Source organism: Bacillus sp. TH50 (assembly GCF_016650565.1).
Lineage (GTDB): Bacteria > Bacillota > Bacilli > Bacillales > Bacillaceae_G > Bacillus_A > Bacillus_A mycoides.
In genome coordinates, this window is record NZ_JAEKFM010000003.1 from 1 (window position 1) to 15,324 (window position 15,324).

The window sequence follows — 15,324 nt, forward strand, 5'->3', positions numbered from 1 at the left end:
GAGAGGGATATGATGAAATAGGAGGGCCAATCTTAAAGTGGGCTAAATTGGTCTTTGAAATTGCTATACAGTTCTTTAATAAATAAAGTTTTTGTAATATGTCTTTATCTATTGGATGAAGCATGTGATTTGTCATAATGAAATAATTGTGATGATAAATAAATACTTTTCCTTCAGGGAGGATCGTTTGATTGGATAAATTCGGATGAATAGGTGGTCCATCTGAAAATTGATCTAAACTATTTTGTGAAACTTTAATAATTTCTTGAGCTGTAAATTTAAATTTGCGAAATGCTATCGTGTTAATGAAAAGACGTTTTTGATTATTTTCTATATAAAACAACTCTTTTTTTCGTTTTGTACAACCCGTAAATTTGGAATTGATTCTGCAAGGGTTATGGGGGGACCTTCTGTATATTTGTAGATGAATGGATCAGGGATTAAGACAATTTCATTTTGATTATATTTGAAGTAGGAAAGCATGTCTTTTGAAATGAGCCTACGTTTAAAATTATCAATTAAAAATACTTCACCTTGTGAATTACTAAACAAAATACCATTTAAATCCTTTGAAGGGAGGTTAGCATATAGGTTTTGGAAAGAAAATGGTGTTTTAAAAGTAATATCGAGCACTTTGCTAATAGGATAAAAAGGTTGGAATGTATTTAGGCGTTTCCAAAACATTGCATCTCCAACAAACCAATATATAGGATTTGTATCCCAATATTCGCAATATTTTTCATAAACCTTTAATAATATTCTTCTAGTATGCATAACTGAACAGTGATCTACAACATTTGCAGCTGTATATAAAATTTTTGAAGCTTCTCTCACAAATTCATGTATAGGTTGTAGGTTATAATCAACATATTTTACGTATTGAGAAGAGTACACTACATCTATTTCAGGATGTTTTTCTAAGAAAGATAACATTTCAGCTAATCTATTTGGAAGATACATAGTATCATCCGTTAAATAACAAATATAATCCCCATGGGTTAATGGAAGTGCCTCATTGATAAGTGTTGCATATCTTGTAGTTTTATATCTCTCATTATCTTGTATAATACTATTTTTATAATTAATTCGAGGATCATCTAAATAATTTTTTATAATATTTATAGTTTCCGGACAGGAGTTATCATCCATAATGAAAAGTTCCCATTCTTTATAAGTTTGCATTAGGACACTTTCAATAACTTGATTGATTAATGATGGTTTATTATAGCTAGTAAGGATAATTGATATTAGGGGTTGCAAAGTCTTCACCTCTTTTGAGAATATTGAATGTGGTTTTTCTAGTGAAATCTAATAATTAAACCTGTATTGATACTTTCTTATTTATACTTGAATAGTTTATTACTTTGTAATAGATATGGTATGGATTATAGTGGAGTGGAAAAATATATGCTGCTATAAATTTTAATAGATATATAAATCTTTTTAAAAATTATCGGAACGGATTCGTCCTTCTTGTTTATATAATAACGTAACTGTTTTTGTATTTGTTGATAAGGAGGAGAGGGAGATTTGCCTAAAATTTCAGTTATAATGACAAGTTACAATAAGCCTACGTTTGTTGCAAAATCGATATTAAGTGTATTAAACCAAACTTTTCAAGATTTTGAACTTTTTATAATGGACGATGATTCTAATGAAATGACCCAGAAGGTAATTCAACCATTTATAAATAAGGAAAATGTACATTTTTATAAAAGTAATGTGGCCCATATTTCTGAACGGACAAAAAAAGTCAGATATGCTGCTTTAATTAATGAGGCACTTAAGTATGCGAAAGGGGAATATATAACTTATATTACAGATGATAATCAATATGAAAAAGAACGACTCGAAAAGATGTCTAGTTATCTTGATAAGAATAAAGATGTTCAAATTATTTACTCTGCATCAAAAACGATTCATATAGATGAATCAGATTTGCCAATAAAAACGGTGGAAAGGCCTGCTAAAAAAATTACTAATAATGCCCCATGTACAATTGATCATTGTTCTATTATGCATAGAGCCTCTGTTTTACCAATTCTTGAAAAAAGGTGGAATTCTTACTGGGATGAAGATCCTCAGTTTTATCGGATAGGAGATGCACGCTTTTTTTGGAGATTAAATCACTATTGGGATTTTTATCCTTTAGATGAAATTTTAGATATCAATTATATAACTCCTCATTCAATACATGCGCAGTTATTTGCTGAAGAAAAAAATGAATTTGTACAATTATTACCGCCACAAAGAACATGTAAAGAATTAAGAGAAGACTTAAGAAAAAAAGAGGGTGAAAAATTGAGTGAAATTTATTTGAAAAATTACTGGTTATTAAATCTAGAGTATATAAATATTTTTTCCGAGTTAAAGCATTATAACATTCCTTTACCATTACTAAGTAATTTTTATCAATATTTAGATGCAGATGTTAAAAATAAAATGAAAGAAAATAATTTTTATAAGCAACTGTCAATTGAGCCCATAGAGGAAACACAGTTACAGTTAGAGTTTGAAAAAAGAATGTCTTCATTTCAAGCAAAAATAAAAAGAAAAAATCGAAATGGAGCAATCCTTCTAAATTCAGATTATCTCCGTTTTTCAGTAAGTAACTTTATCCACTTTAATCCAAATCAAACAAAGATATTAACAAGATCAAAAAAGACAGAACTTTATGGTCTTCCTACAATTTGTGCACCAGATTATATAAATAAAGCCTCTAATACCGCACATGTTTTCATAGAAAAAGCTAAAGAAATCTTTTTAAAGTTTAATAAGCACCCACTATTTTCAAACATGTTTTTTCAAAAAAAATTACTAAGTGACCTTCCTATCATGATTGAGAAACTTAATATGGCCTATTTCATTTTTAAAGAACAAGATATTTCTAGTGTGATTGTTGGTACTACGGAAGATGTAACAAGTAGAGCTCTTACTTTTCTTTCTAGAAGTGAGGGGATACCAAGTTATTGTCTTCAGCATGGTGCAATAATGGGAGAAGAAGCATACTTTCCAGTTTTCGCTACAAAACAGGTTGTATATGGAAGATATGAACGAGATTGGTACCTTCAAAAAGGGGTCAGTGAATCTCAAATTGAGATTATAGGGCATCCCAGATATGATGATATTTTCGATAGGGTATATATGGATAAAAAGAATCTTTTTAAACAATTAAAAATAGACCCCACTACAAAAGTGGTTTTTATTGCAACCCAGCCATTTAAAACTTCATTTTATATAGAATTGACAGAAAAATTAGTTAAAGACAAAAATATCACAGTTATTATAAAGCCTCATCCTTGGGAAAAAGGGCGTAACCTAGTGGGAGAATATGTTCGGTTAAGTAACTTATATCCTAATGTTAAATATATAACAAATGAAGTGAACATGTATGATGTTATTTTACATGCGAATCTTGTGGTTATCTCGAATTCAACGGTAGGGTTAGAGGCAATGTTATTAGATATACCTGTAGTTGTTTATAAATCGTTATTAGAGGATAGAGATTATAAGTATTATGATAAATTAGATTGGCTTGTAAATCACTCTATTGAAGATATGGTGAGCACGATTGAAAAGGTCCTAAACGATTCTTTGCAGTCAAGTCTAGCAAAAGAATTAAGACAACAATTTATTAGTGAAAATTATCCACAAGAAGTAAGCACCAAAAAGTTGATAAATTTAATTCAAAGTGAAAAAGATTGAGCTCATCATCCCTTATTTATTTTTGAAGTAAGGGATTCCTAAAACAACACCATATCCTCAGATTTTAATGATCAATATGTAACATAAATTTGCAATAAAAACGTATGTTTCAATATGCAAAAGCTAGTTTATCTCTCACTTAATTGTTTGCCTATAGAACTACACACGAATTGAGGAGAGAATATTCTTGGCTAAAAGTTATTTTAATAAGAGGAGGTATACATTTCTATGTTTTTTAAAGATAAAAACGTTTTAATTATTGGTGGAACAGGAACAATTGGAAAAAGCATTCTTTCTAATGTTCTACAGGAAAAGCCAAAAGTTGTAAGGATTTTTAGTAGAAGTGAATATAATCAATTTTTATTACAAGAAGAATTTAGGGATAATAATCAAAATATACGTTATTTAATCGGGGATATTCGCAATTATGATCGATTATTTAGTGCGATGGAAAATATTGATTATGTGTTCCATGTGGCAGCGATGAAGCATGTTTCTTTTTGTGAATATAATCCGTTTGAAGCGGTTTTGACCAATATTTTTGGAACACAAAATGTAATAAGAGCGGCAATTGCCCAGAAAGTAAAAAAGGTGATTTTTACAAGCTCTGATAAAGCAATTTCACCAACAAATAATTACGGTGCAACAAAATTGACTGCTGAAAGATTGATTACGTCAGCGGAATATTCAAAAGGATCTAGTGAAACAATATTTGCAAGTGTACGTTTCGGAAATGTTATGGGATCGAGAGGTTCTGTTATTCCCTTATTTGAAAATCAAATTAAAGAAAATCACAAAATAACTGTAACTGATCTTAGTATGAGCAGATTTATGATGACACTGAAACAAGCAACGATGTTAACCATTGAAGCAATGAAAATAGCAAAGGGCGGTGAAACTTTCATATTGAAAATGCCAGTTATTTCATTAAAAGATTTAAGTGAAGTGATGATAGAAGAAGTTACAAAGTTGTATAGTTTGTCCAAGGATAGTATTAAGATTGAAGAAATTGGATTAAAACCTGGTGAAAAAATGTATGAAGAACTTATGACACATGATGAATCTTTACAGGCTTTTGAATTACCGGATATGTTTATCATACCAAGTCCATTAAAAAAGGGTACTCAATATGAAAATGCAAAAAGGGCGAAGGCAGGGTTTTACCGTTCTGATCATCAAAATGCGATTTCAAAAGAAGAGCTTAGAAATTTAATTTTAAACCAGCAACTATTAGCAGGAGGGGAGAAACTATGAAAATATTAGTAACTGGTGGTGCAGGTTTTATTGGTAGGTGGGTTGTAAAGAAATTGTTGCAGGATAAGCATGAAGTGTGGATATTAGACAATTTAGCAAATTCAACTACTGCAAATATTACCGAGTTTGCACACGATTTAAATTTAAAGCAATGCATTCAAGGAGATATTAAAGACAAAAAATTAGTTGCTCAATTATTTGAAAATTATTCATTTGACCTTTGTTATCATTTAGCAGCGAGTATCAATGTTCAAGATAGTATAGATGATGCTAGAACAACTTTTGAAAATGATACAATAGGTACTTTTAATTTGTTAGAACAATGTCTTAAGTATAATGTCAAAATGGTCTTTATGAGTACTTGTATGGTATATGATAAAGCTACTAATATACAAGGGATATCAGAATTAGATCCGATTAAACCAGCTTCTCCATATGCTGGATCAAAAATTGCTGCTGAAAACATGGTGTTATCTTACTATTATGCTTATAAGCTCCCTGTTGTGGTTATTCGTCCATTTAATACGTATGGCCCATTCCAGAAAACTGGTGGTGAAGGTGGGGTTGTTGCCATTTTTATAAATAATAAATTAGATAAAGTACCACTAAATATTTATGGGGACGGAAAACAAACGAGAGACCTTTTATACGTTGAAGATTGTGCAGATTTTGTTGTGGCAGCAGGATACTCTGCAAAAGCAAATGGGCATATTATCAACGCTGGAACAGGACAAGATATATCCATTAATAAATTAGCAGAATTGATTTCGGGAAATAAAGTAAATATTCAACATGTAACTCATATCCATCCACAAAGTGAAATTCAAAAATTATTATGTAACTATGAAAAAGCAAAAACAATATTAAACTGGGAACCGAAAGTTTCTTTAGAAGATGGAGTTAATAAAACAGAAGAGTGGATTAAATCTTTAAAAATTTATCCTAAGGAGAAAGAATAATGGTAAGGCAAATTCTCGGTATACATGGAGGAAAACCTGTTAGAGAAAAATATTTACCATATGGTCAGCAACAAATTGATGAATGTGACATTCAAGCTGTTGTAGACGTATTAAAAGGGGATTTTTTAACAACAGGACCAATGGTTCAACAGTTTGAGGAGGCTATAGCGAAATATGCGGGAGCAAAATACGCTGTTTCTTTTTCAAATGGTACAGCTTCATTGCATGCTGCCTGCTATGCAGCTGGCATAACTGAGGGAGATGAAGTAATTACAACTCCAATGACATTTGTAGCAAGTGCAAATTGTATTTTATACCAGGGTGGAAAGCCGGTCTTCGCCGATATTGACAATGAAACATATAACATTAGTCCTAAATCTATAGAGGAAAAGATTACAAACAAAACAAAAGCCATCATTCCCGTACACTTTACTGGGCAGCCTGTAGAGTTAGATGCAATAGAAAAAATAGCAAAAGAAAATAATTTGATTATCATTGAAGATGCAGCTCACGCATTAGGAGCCACATATAAAAATAAAAAGATTGGTTCAATTGGTGATATGACAATGTTTAGCTTTCATCCGGTGAAACATATTACTACCGGAGAGGGCGGAGTAATTACCACAAATAATCCTCTGTTTTATGAAAAACTTGTTCAATTTCGTACGCATGGAATTGAAAGGAATCCTCAAAAACTCCTTGAAAATCATGGGCCTTGGTATTATGAAATGCAATTCTTAGGTTACAACTACAGATTAACGGATATACAAGCTTCTCTTGGTTTATCACAGTTAAGTAAATTAGAGTCTTTTATTAAGATTCGAAAGAAATATGTAGACATCTATAATAAAGAATTTAGTTGTTTACCTGAAATCATCATACCAAAGCAATTGCCTCAAACCGATTCAAGTTGGCACCTTTATATCATCCGTATAAATACTAAATTATTAAAATGTAATCGAAAAGAAATTTACGAGGCATTACAAAAAGAAAATATTGGTGTGAATGTGCACTATATTCCCGTACATTTACAACCGTTTTATCAAAAATTAGGTTATGAAAAAGGTATTTGTCCGCAAGCAGAAAACGTATATGAGGAAATAATTACGCTGCCTCTATTTCCTAAAATGACAGAAGCTGATGTGTGGGATGTAATAAAAGCAGTGAGAAAAGTTCTTTCGTTTTATAGAGTTACTAAAAATTAAAAGAAAGGGGTGTTATTAGAATTGCAAAACCAAAAATTGTTAAGAGCAGTTACAAAAGTTGATATTAAAAGGGGAGAGATTATTACAGCTAATAAAGTAACTATGGAATTAGATATTGTTGAAAATGCACTGAACGAGCTTGAAGCAGAGGAATTATTACCTCAGGTAGCTGTATATAATTTGTCTGCAGGTACCCCATTAACAAAAGAGGTGATTGAACCTCCAAAGGTAGTAATAATTGTACTTTGCCGGTTAAAATCTACTAGGTTACCTTTAAAGGCGATATTGCCAATACACGGAGTTCCTTCCATTGAACGATGTCTAGTAAATACATTAGCTATTCCAGGAAAACACCAGGTCATACTTGCTACTTCAGATGTTACGCAAGATGATCCTTTGGAAAAATTTGATTTAGATGGGGAAGTTAAGATTTTTAGGGGCGATCCAGAAAATACCGCAGATCGCATATTCCAAGCTGCAAAACAAGAAAATGCAAACATTGTTATGCGGATTACAGGAGATTGCCCAGTTGTATCACCAGAAATCAATAATTATTTACTAGAGCAACATTTGAAAAGTGGAGCAGATTATACACAAGCACAGCTAAGTACGTTACCTGTCGGAACAGCAGGCGATATTTTCACATTAGAAGCAATTGAACGTTTGCTACAAACCCCGAAAACCTTAACCTATACAGAATACCTTCCATTTTATTTTACAAATAATCCTCATTTATTCCGGGTCAATATAGTAAAACTCCCTCCTTCATTTTGTTATCCTTCTTGGAGGTTAACATTAGATGAACAACCAGATCTAGATATGTTCAATAAACTTTATAAAATTTTGAATGTAAAATCTAAACCTTTATTTTTTCATCAAATAAAAGATTACATCCTTCGAAATTCTGAACTTATTCAAATTAATAGTCATGTGAAATTGAAATGGGCAAATCAACAATCATTAGTAGATGAGCTAAATAGAGAAACAAAATTATAAATTAATAAATTGTAGTGCTTTTAACGAGGAGGGAGTAACTTGGATGAGAAAAAAATTGTCTTTCGCGCTGATGCATCTATTGAGATAGGTACTGGTCATATTATGCGTTGTTTAACATTGGCTCATGAGTTACGGAATAAAGGTGCTCAAGTATATTTCATTTGTCGTAAGCTACAAGGTGATCTTCAGCAATATATTTTAAATAAAGGATTTCATGTATTTTTATTAGATGCAGATGGTGAAAATACGAATTTCTTAAGTACAGTACACGGGAGTTATTTATACTGGCTAAAATATCATTGGTTTGTTGATGCAAAACAGACAAATGATATCTTGTCACAACTTCCCAACTTTGATTGGGTAATTGTTGATCATTATGGATTAGATAATAAGTGGGAGTCTGCTTTAAGAAAAAATGTAAGAAAAATCATGGTAATCGATGATCTTGCAAATCGAATGCACGACTGTGATTTGTTACTAGACCAAAATTTATACGATAACCTTAATGGTCGCTATAAAGATTTAATACCAGAGCACTCATTAGTAAAATTGGGGCCTAAATACGCTATACTACGGCCAGAGTTTCATGCCGCTAAGAAATTTTCACGAAAAAGAACAGGAGAAATTGAGAGAATCTTTATTTTTTTTGGTGGACATGATGTAACAAATGAGACATTAAAAACGTTAAGAGCCTTACAAAATATAAATAAAGATAACTTAAAAATAGACGTGGTGGTAGGGAGCCAAAATCCGCATAAAGAGGAGATTCAAACTTATTGTAAGAGTGTTTGTAACGCCTCATTTTATTGTCAAATAGAGAATATGGAAGAGCTTCTCGTACAAGCTGATTTTGGGATAGGAGCTGGGGGCACAACCACATGGGAACGCTGCTTTCTTGGATTACCTTCTATAACAATTACAACTGCCCAAAATCAAATTGAAGTAACCCAGGCTGTAGCGAAGGTTGGAGCTACATGGAATATTGGCACAGCTAAAAGTGTTTCGGATAAAACAATTACGAAATGCCTAAACAAACTTTTATCAGATTCTAAAATAGTGAAAGAAATGTCTAATAAAGCTCTTTCTATACAGTGTGCCAGTAACTCAAATGAAATAGCAAAAATTATTTTAGGAGGATAGTATGTTAAATATTGGGGATTTTCAATTGAAAAAGTTAGAAAAGAAAGATTTAGAACTTATTTTACAGTGGCGGAATACAAAAGAAATTCGCTCGGTTATGTATGAAGATCATCAAATAACAATAGACGAACATTTAAAGTGGTATGAAAAACTAGTAGTGGATGATACAAAAGTTGCAAGATTATTAACATATGAAGAAAAACCAATTGGATTTGTTAATTTTACAAAAATAGATAAAATGGATCGGACTTGTTATTGGGGATTTTATATAGGTGAAAAACAAAGCGTAAAACGTGCTGGAACGGTATTAGGTTTATTAGCATTAGACTATATTTTTGAAAAAAAGACATACACAAAGTTTGTGCAGAAATAATAGAATCAAACCGTATTAGTTTAAATTTCCATCAGAAATTTGGGTTCCAAGAAGATGGAAGATATGAAAACTATATTTACAGGGATAATGATTATATTGATGTTATTACAATGGCCCTGTCTCATGAACAATGGGCGGAAAGGAAAGAAGCAATAAAAAAAGAACTTGAAGGTGAAAAAAATGAGTAATGTATATATCAGAGGTAGAGAGATTGGCAATAGCTTGCCACCATTTATTATTGCAGAAATGTCAGGGAATCATAATCAATCATTAGATAGGGCGTTGCAAATTGTAGAGGCAGCTGCGGAGGCTGGGGCACAAGGATTTAAAATTCAAACATATACACCAGATACAATGACTTTAAATATAGAAAATGGTGATTTTTTAATTCACGATACAAAAAGCTTATGGAAAGGTAAATCACTTTATCATTTATATAAAGAAGCTTATACACCATGGGAGTGGCATAAACCCATTTTTGATCGCTGTATAGAGTTAGGGATGGTACCATTTAGTACGCCGTTTGATGAAACAGCTGTAGACTTTCTAGAGTCATTAAATGTTTCTTGTTATAAAATCGCATCTTTTGAAAATACTGATATTCCCCTTATACGTAAAGTAGCAGCAACAGGAAAACCAATAATCATTTCGACAGGTATGGCTTCGATTGCTGAACTAGATGAAGCAGTAAGTGCTGCGAGAGAAGAGGGATGTAAAGAATTAATTCTATTAAAATGTACAAGTACGTATCCTGCATCTCCAAAATCTACAAACATAGTTACCATACCTCATATGAAGGAGTTATTTAAATGTGAGGTAGGTTTATCTGATCATACACTTGGAGTAGGGGTATCTGTAGCGAGTGTTGCCTTTGGGGCAACAGTAATTGAGAAACATTTAACGCTCTCGAGATCGGATGGAGGAGTTGACGCTGATTTTTCAATGGAACCAGCTGAATTTAAATTATTAGTAAGCGAAACTGAAAAAGCATGGGAATCTTTGGGGAATGTATATTATGGCCCTACTGATATAGAAAAAGATTCGTTAAAATTTAGAAGATCATTATATGTAGTAGAAAACATAAAAGCGGGAGAAGTCTTTACAAATGAGAATATTAAAGCTATTAGACCAGGGAATGGTTTATTGCCAAAACACTTATCCAAAATTATCGGAAAGAAAGCGAATAAGGACATTGAAAAAGGAACGCCTGTTTCGTGGGATCTTATTTGATAGGGTACAATTAGATACTACTAGGAATTCGTTGAATAACTTAAAATGCCTTTTCAATTTAATGAAAAGGCATTTTAAGTTATTCAGAATGATTATAGAAGAAAAGATATTTTTAATTTAATAACCTAATGAAGTTGTGATTGTAAAATAGTCTTTATAAAATGGATTCTCTCATGAAAAGTATGCTGGGTAATAACTTTTGTATGGATTTTTCCGACCATTAATTCTTTTAGAAATCGTATCATTCAAATGAAAAGATACTTTATTTAAACAGTCTTCAAAGCTGTTATAGGATATAATTTCATCTTTATTGAAGAAAGATGAAAGGTCAGATTTTTCTTCAATAATTTGAAATCCTTGGCAAGCTGCAATATCAAAGGTACGATTATTAATAGTATTATTTTTCACTCTATTTTTATTTTTATTCTGTGGAAATAGATGACTACGATGCGGATTTAATATAAGACTAGCGTTATTATAATAGAGAGCAACTTCTTGAGGTGGAATCCATTCTTCTATAATCTTAATTCTTCGGTGATTTTTCCATTTTTTTAATAACTTATTTCTCCAGTGCTTACCAATAATGGTATAGTGATAAGGGGTTTTTTCCAAAAGAAACTGTATCAATTTCACACGGATTGGATAAGGATATCCAATGAACAAAACTTCACTTTTATATTTTGGATTTTTTAGACTAGGTTTAAATACATCTATATTAGTTGCTAATGGTAAGTGATATACATTGATATATCCTAAAGCTGTGTAATATTTAAGTGCTTCGCTATCAATAGTAAATATAAAATCAAAGTTATTTAATAGAAGAAGCGAAGTATCTATATAAAATGGATCCTCAGTTAACCAGACAGCTAATTTAATGTTCCTTTTTTAAAATAATGAATTGCTTTTTGTGGTAGATGATTCCCTAATAAGGTGAAAACAATATCAGGATGAAATGTTGCCGTAATGAAATCCAATTGTTCGAGTAATTCACACGGCTGTACTGCTAACCATTCAAAATTTTGATCGATAAATGCTCTCTGTATGCTTTGATCTAGATATTGATAGATTTTTGAGTAACCAGAAGTAATGTATAAGAGTTTCATATTTCAATCCCTGCTTTAGGTTTAAAATATATTATGAGATAAACGTAACACTTTCTATTTCTTTACAACTGATCTTAGTAATACTTGTAGTAGGAGGAGTAACTGAATTTTCCTCTTCTAATGTGACGATACAAGTAGTAGGATTGAAATTTGTAAAAATAGCAGGTCCAATAATATTTCCAGATTTACCAGTAACAGTAACGACTTCGCCTGGTTGTAAATTTTTAAAAATACTACATACTCCACCTGAACAACCAAATAAATTGCATAAGAACAAATTTATCCCTCCTTTAAACAATATACTATATCATATGAAAGTTTGTAGAACGATGTGTAGACAAGTAACCTTTAGAAGAGAAAAAATTGAAATTAAATCAATTTATTGAAACAATAGAATGGTACATTTTAAGGTACGCTGATTAGATTTTTCATGAAAAAAGACATTCATTAGAATGTCTTAAATATGGATTAAGCTAGAACAATATGAATCATCTTAAGGAGTGATTAAAGTAACACTTTCTATATCTTCACAACTTATGAATATAGTATTGGTAGAAGAGGGGGTTATCACATCTTCTTCTACCAATACTACTGCACATATATTCGGAAAGAACAGTGAAAAAATAGCAGGTCCAATAATTTGACCTGATCTAGTAGTAACTGTAACAACTGTTCCCGTTGGCCACGAAGAGAATAAAAAACAGGCTAAACCTGTACAATCTGCCATATTAAATCCTCCTAACTTTAAGTTTTGATTAAAATAATAAAGTCCAAACATTTTATAGTGTATGTGATAGTAATGTGAAGTGTTTGGACTAATAGAAGTCACCTCTGGGCTTTATCCCTTCATAATCAATTTGATAACTATTAAACCTACAATACAAAGGGTTAAAAATACAATATGGTTAGAAGGTTTATATGTAACTATTTTTAAAAGGGCTTGTTAAGGGTAATAAATAAATGTCTTAAAAATGTAGCAAAAAATTGAACAAAAGCATTATCTAAAAAAAGAACACAAATCAGTGCTCTTAGAAAGTAGACTATATGGTTTTTGGATTAGTATATAATATCATATGCTAGTTTCTTTTAAGTGTGTAAATAAAATTAAATAAAAAGAAAAAAAATACATATGTGCTCCATAAAAAGGTGACAGCTCATAAGGACTAATTTGCAAGCTGAATATAGATGCCAATCCAACTAATATATGCATTTTCCCATGCAGAGTTAAAAGATTCTATTATTTTCTCCGATAGAAGTACCCTTTCTCAAAAATTGAGTTTAATAGTGAAAGTGAAGCTCTAAAGAGCTTAAAATAATACGCAGAAGGAGAATGGTTTTCAACCAATTATTTATCGTAACAAATAGGAGTTAGATGAGTTATTGCCAATTTTCACCCCAAAGCTTAAGCAGAGCTTTTAATAGAGGGATTTCTTAATTGTTTTGTAATATAATGGGCTCCTATCCGAGGGATTTTTTTATTACAATTTGACAATTTCATGTACCGTAATTATTAATAAGAAAATCAAATATCTACAACAAAGGGATTCAGTCGAAGCTAGGTCAAACTAGTCCACAGTAATACATTAATATATAATGCATAAAAAGCTTATATTCATCTTTTTTCTTTCTGTAGGTAAATAATGTAATTTTATAATAAGTGTTTACACAGCAGCTCAATTATTATATATACCGACTGCTCACATTATTGAGGGACTAGAAAAACAACAAAGACGTTCTCAAATGCATGTATAGATATTTATAACAAAGATTCAAAAAAGAATAGGTAATATAGCTATTGGAATAAGATTGTTTTTGTCTATCTCCTGAAAAGGAGGATGGACAAACCATACCAAAGAAACTTGCATTTCATTATCTATAGAAGTGTAATGTCATTAAAGTGAGATAGGATACAGGCTAATATTGAGAAATGTAAAGTTTGTAGAGTTTGAAACAAATTAAAGAAGTAACATAAGGGATTTAAGCATATAGTAATGTCGACGGATAAAGTTAACGGAATATTCGTTTTAATAAGATAAAATAATAGTATTTTTTTCTTATAATATTGTTACTACGATGAAATAAGGCTAATAATTAGTTAACTTAAAAATTAAATTCAGATAGGAAGAGGATAATGAAGACCAGAGATAATTATAAAATTATTGTGATTGGCGCTGGGACTGCAGGACTATCTTCTACTGCACATTTGTTACGAAATGTATCCCTATTGAAAGAAAGTATAGCTATTATCGATTCATCTAAAAAACATTACTTCCAACCACTATGGAGTTTAGTTGGGGGAGGAATTGTTTCAAAGGAATGTACGATGCGTGATCAAGAATCACTTATTCCAAAAGGAGCAACGTGGATTCCTAAAAGTGTCGTTAAGTTGTTTCCAGATGAAAATAAGATACTTTTAGATGATGGAATGCTACTTGAATATGAGATTCTTATTGTAGCATCCGGTATACAAATAAATTGGGGCGGTATTAAAGGCTTAAAGGAGTCTATTGGGACTAATGGGGTTTGTAGCAATTATTCTTATAAATATGTTGATTCTACTTGGAGAGAAATTGAAAAATTCAAAGGAGGAAATGCGATTTTTACCCACCCCAATACTCCTATTAAATGTGGTGGTGCCCCACAAAAAATTATGTATTTAGCAGAAGAGTATTTTTGTAATGGCGGTTTGAAAAACAGAAGTGAAGTAATGTTTTATTCTGCGAACGCTAACATATTTCAGGTACCGCGTTATGCTGAAACATTAGAACAAGTACTAGAAAGAAAGCAAATTATAACGAACTATAATAAAAACTTAGTAGAAATTATCGCTGAAAAGAGAGAAGCAATTTTTGAAGATACGCAAACACTGAAACGAGAAACAGTACCATATAGTATGATACATGTTGTTCCACCAATGGGGCCACCTAACTTTATTAAAGAAAGTGAGATAAGTGATCATCAGGGGTGGGTAGATATAAGTCCTTATACTTTGCAGCATGTAAAATATAAGAATATTTTTGGACTTGGAGATTGTACCAATTTACCTACATCTAAAACTGGAGCGGCAATTCGAAAACAAATACCTGTCTTAAAACAAAATATTTTGGACGTACTTAATGGAAGAGACTTGCAGGCTAATTATGATGGGTATACATCCTGTCCGATTGTTACAGGATATAAAAGTCTTATACTCGCTGAATTTAACTATGAACATGAGCCTCAAGAAACGTTTCCGTTTAATCAAGCGAAAGAACGGTATAGTATGTTTTTACTTAAAAGGTATATGTTGCCCTATATGTATTGGAATTTAATGTTGAAAGGGATTCTATAGGGGAAGTTAGAAAGTTGTTGTTAAAACT

The 15,324-nt window shown here is 31.5% G+C and carries 10 protein-coding genes and 4 pseudogenes; 10 read left to right on the forward strand and 4 right to left on the reverse strand.

Going from position 1 to position 15,324, the window contains the following annotated elements:
- A pseudogene (locus JFU23_RS00025) lies at positions 1-1,260 on the reverse strand (glycosyltransferase family 2 protein); the annotation flags it as partial.
- Between the two features lie 270 nt (positions 1,261-1,530).
- Here JFU23_RS00025 and JFU23_RS00030 point away from each other — a divergent pair.
- The 9 genes and pseudogenes from JFU23_RS00030 to pseI form a co-directional block, all read left to right on the forward strand.
- Positions 1,531-2,295: pseudogene (locus JFU23_RS00030) on the forward strand (glycosyltransferase family 2 protein); the annotation flags it as partial.
- Positions 2,296-2,301: 6 nt separating this feature from the next.
- Positions 2,302-3,705 (forward strand): CDP-glycerol glycerophosphotransferase family protein, encoded by a 1,404-nt coding sequence (locus JFU23_RS00035; RefSeq protein ID WP_201032247.1) that lies wholly within the window; start codon positions 2,302-2,304, stop codon positions 3,703-3,705.
- Positions 3,706-3,933: 228 nt separating this feature from the next.
- Entirely contained in the window at positions 3,934-4,959 is a 1,026-nt protein-coding gene (locus JFU23_RS00040; RefSeq protein WP_201031018.1) for an SDR family NAD(P)-dependent oxidoreductase, read from the forward strand.
- Positions 4,956-5,918 carry a dTDP-glucose 4,6-dehydratase gene (locus JFU23_RS00045; RefSeq protein ID WP_201031019.1) on the forward strand — a complete coding sequence of 321 codons (963 nt, stop codon included), beginning with the start codon at positions 4,956-4,958 and terminating at the stop codon, positions 5,916-5,918. Before JFU23_RS00040 ends, JFU23_RS00045 begins: the two co-directional genes overlap by 4 nt.
- On the forward strand, positions 5,918-7,123 hold the full coding sequence (pseC, locus tag JFU23_RS00050; protein WP_201031020.1) for a UDP-4-amino-4,6-dideoxy-N-acetyl-beta-L-altrosamine transaminase: 1,206 nt from the start codon (positions 5,918-5,920) through the stop codon (positions 7,121-7,123). Before JFU23_RS00045 ends, pseC begins: the two co-directional genes overlap by 1 nt.
- A gap of 21 nt (positions 7,124-7,144) precedes the next feature.
- A complete protein-coding gene (locus JFU23_RS00055) occupies positions 7,145-8,119 on the forward strand; it encodes a cytidylyltransferase domain-containing protein (RefSeq protein ID WP_201031021.1) in 975 nt (324 codons plus the stop codon).
- Positions 8,120-8,158: 39 nt separating this feature from the next.
- Complete coding sequence (gene pseG / locus JFU23_RS00060) at positions 8,159-9,259, forward strand: UDP-2,4-diacetamido-2,4,6-trideoxy-beta-L-altropyranose hydrolase (RefSeq protein WP_201031022.1); 1,101 nt, start codon at positions 8,159-8,161, stop codon at positions 9,257-9,259.
- A gap of 1 nt (position 9,260) precedes the next feature.
- Positions 9,261-9,820: pseudogene (pseH, locus tag JFU23_RS00065) on the forward strand (UDP-4-amino-4,6-dideoxy-N-acetyl-beta-L-altrosamine N-acetyltransferase).
- The gene (gene pseI / locus JFU23_RS00070) at positions 9,813-10,862 is read left to right on the forward strand and encodes a pseudaminic acid synthase (RefSeq protein WP_201031023.1); all 1,050 of its coding nucleotides are present in this window, start codon (positions 9,813-9,815) and stop codon (positions 10,860-10,862) included. The pseudogene pseH and the gene pseI overlap by 8 nt, the downstream one beginning before the upstream one ends.
- 125 nt (positions 10,863-10,987) lie before the next feature.
- On the opposite strand, the pseudogene JFU23_RS00075 reads toward pseI, so the two are convergent.
- From JFU23_RS00075 to JFU23_RS00085, 3 genes and pseudogenes are all read right to left on the reverse strand, one after another.
- A pseudogene (locus JFU23_RS00075) lies at positions 10,988-11,965 on the reverse strand (CgeB family protein).
- A gap of 31 nt (positions 11,966-11,996) precedes the next feature.
- Positions 11,997-12,242, reverse strand: coding sequence for a CGEA protein (locus JFU23_RS00080; RefSeq protein WP_085311207.1), 246 nt, complete (start codon positions 12,240-12,242; stop codon positions 11,997-11,999).
- 216 nt (positions 12,243-12,458) lie between these two features.
- Positions 12,459-12,692: a CGEA protein gene (locus JFU23_RS00085; RefSeq protein ID WP_193665755.1), complete on the reverse strand. Its 234-nt coding sequence runs from the start codon at positions 12,690-12,692 to the stop codon at positions 12,459-12,461.
- A 1,404-nt stretch (positions 12,693-14,096) separates the two neighbouring features.
- Between JFU23_RS00085 and JFU23_RS00090 the strand changes: the two genes are divergently transcribed.
- Positions 14,097-15,296: an NAD(P)/FAD-dependent oxidoreductase gene (locus tag JFU23_RS00090; protein ID WP_201031024.1), complete on the forward strand. Its 1,200-nt coding sequence runs from the start codon at positions 14,097-14,099 to the stop codon at positions 15,294-15,296.
- Positions 15,297-15,324 lie beyond the last annotated feature (28 nt).

Bases quoted from the DNA above. Each gene is read 5' to 3' on its own strand.
- pseC (WP_201031020.1), top strand. From the start codon at position 5,918: ATGGTAAGGCAAATTCTCGGTATACATGGAGGAAAACCTGTTAGAGAA.
- pseI (WP_201031023.1), top strand. From the start codon at position 9,813: ATGAGTAATGTATATATCAGAGGTAGAGAGATTGGCAATAGCTTGCCA.
- JFU23_RS00045 (WP_201031019.1), top strand. From the start codon at position 4,956: ATGAAAATATTAGTAACTGGTGGTGCAGGTTTTATTGGTAGGTGGGTT.
- JFU23_RS00040 (WP_201031018.1), top strand. From the start codon at position 3,934: ATGTTTTTTAAAGATAAAAACGTTTTAATTATTGGTGGAACAGGAACA.
- JFU23_RS00085 (WP_193665755.1), bottom strand. From the start codon at position 12,692: ATGGCAGATTGTACAGGTTTAGCCTGTTTTTTATTCTCTTCGTGGCCA.
- JFU23_RS00090 (WP_201031024.1), top strand. From the start codon at position 14,097: ATGAAGACCAGAGATAATTATAAAATTATTGTGATTGGCGCTGGGACT.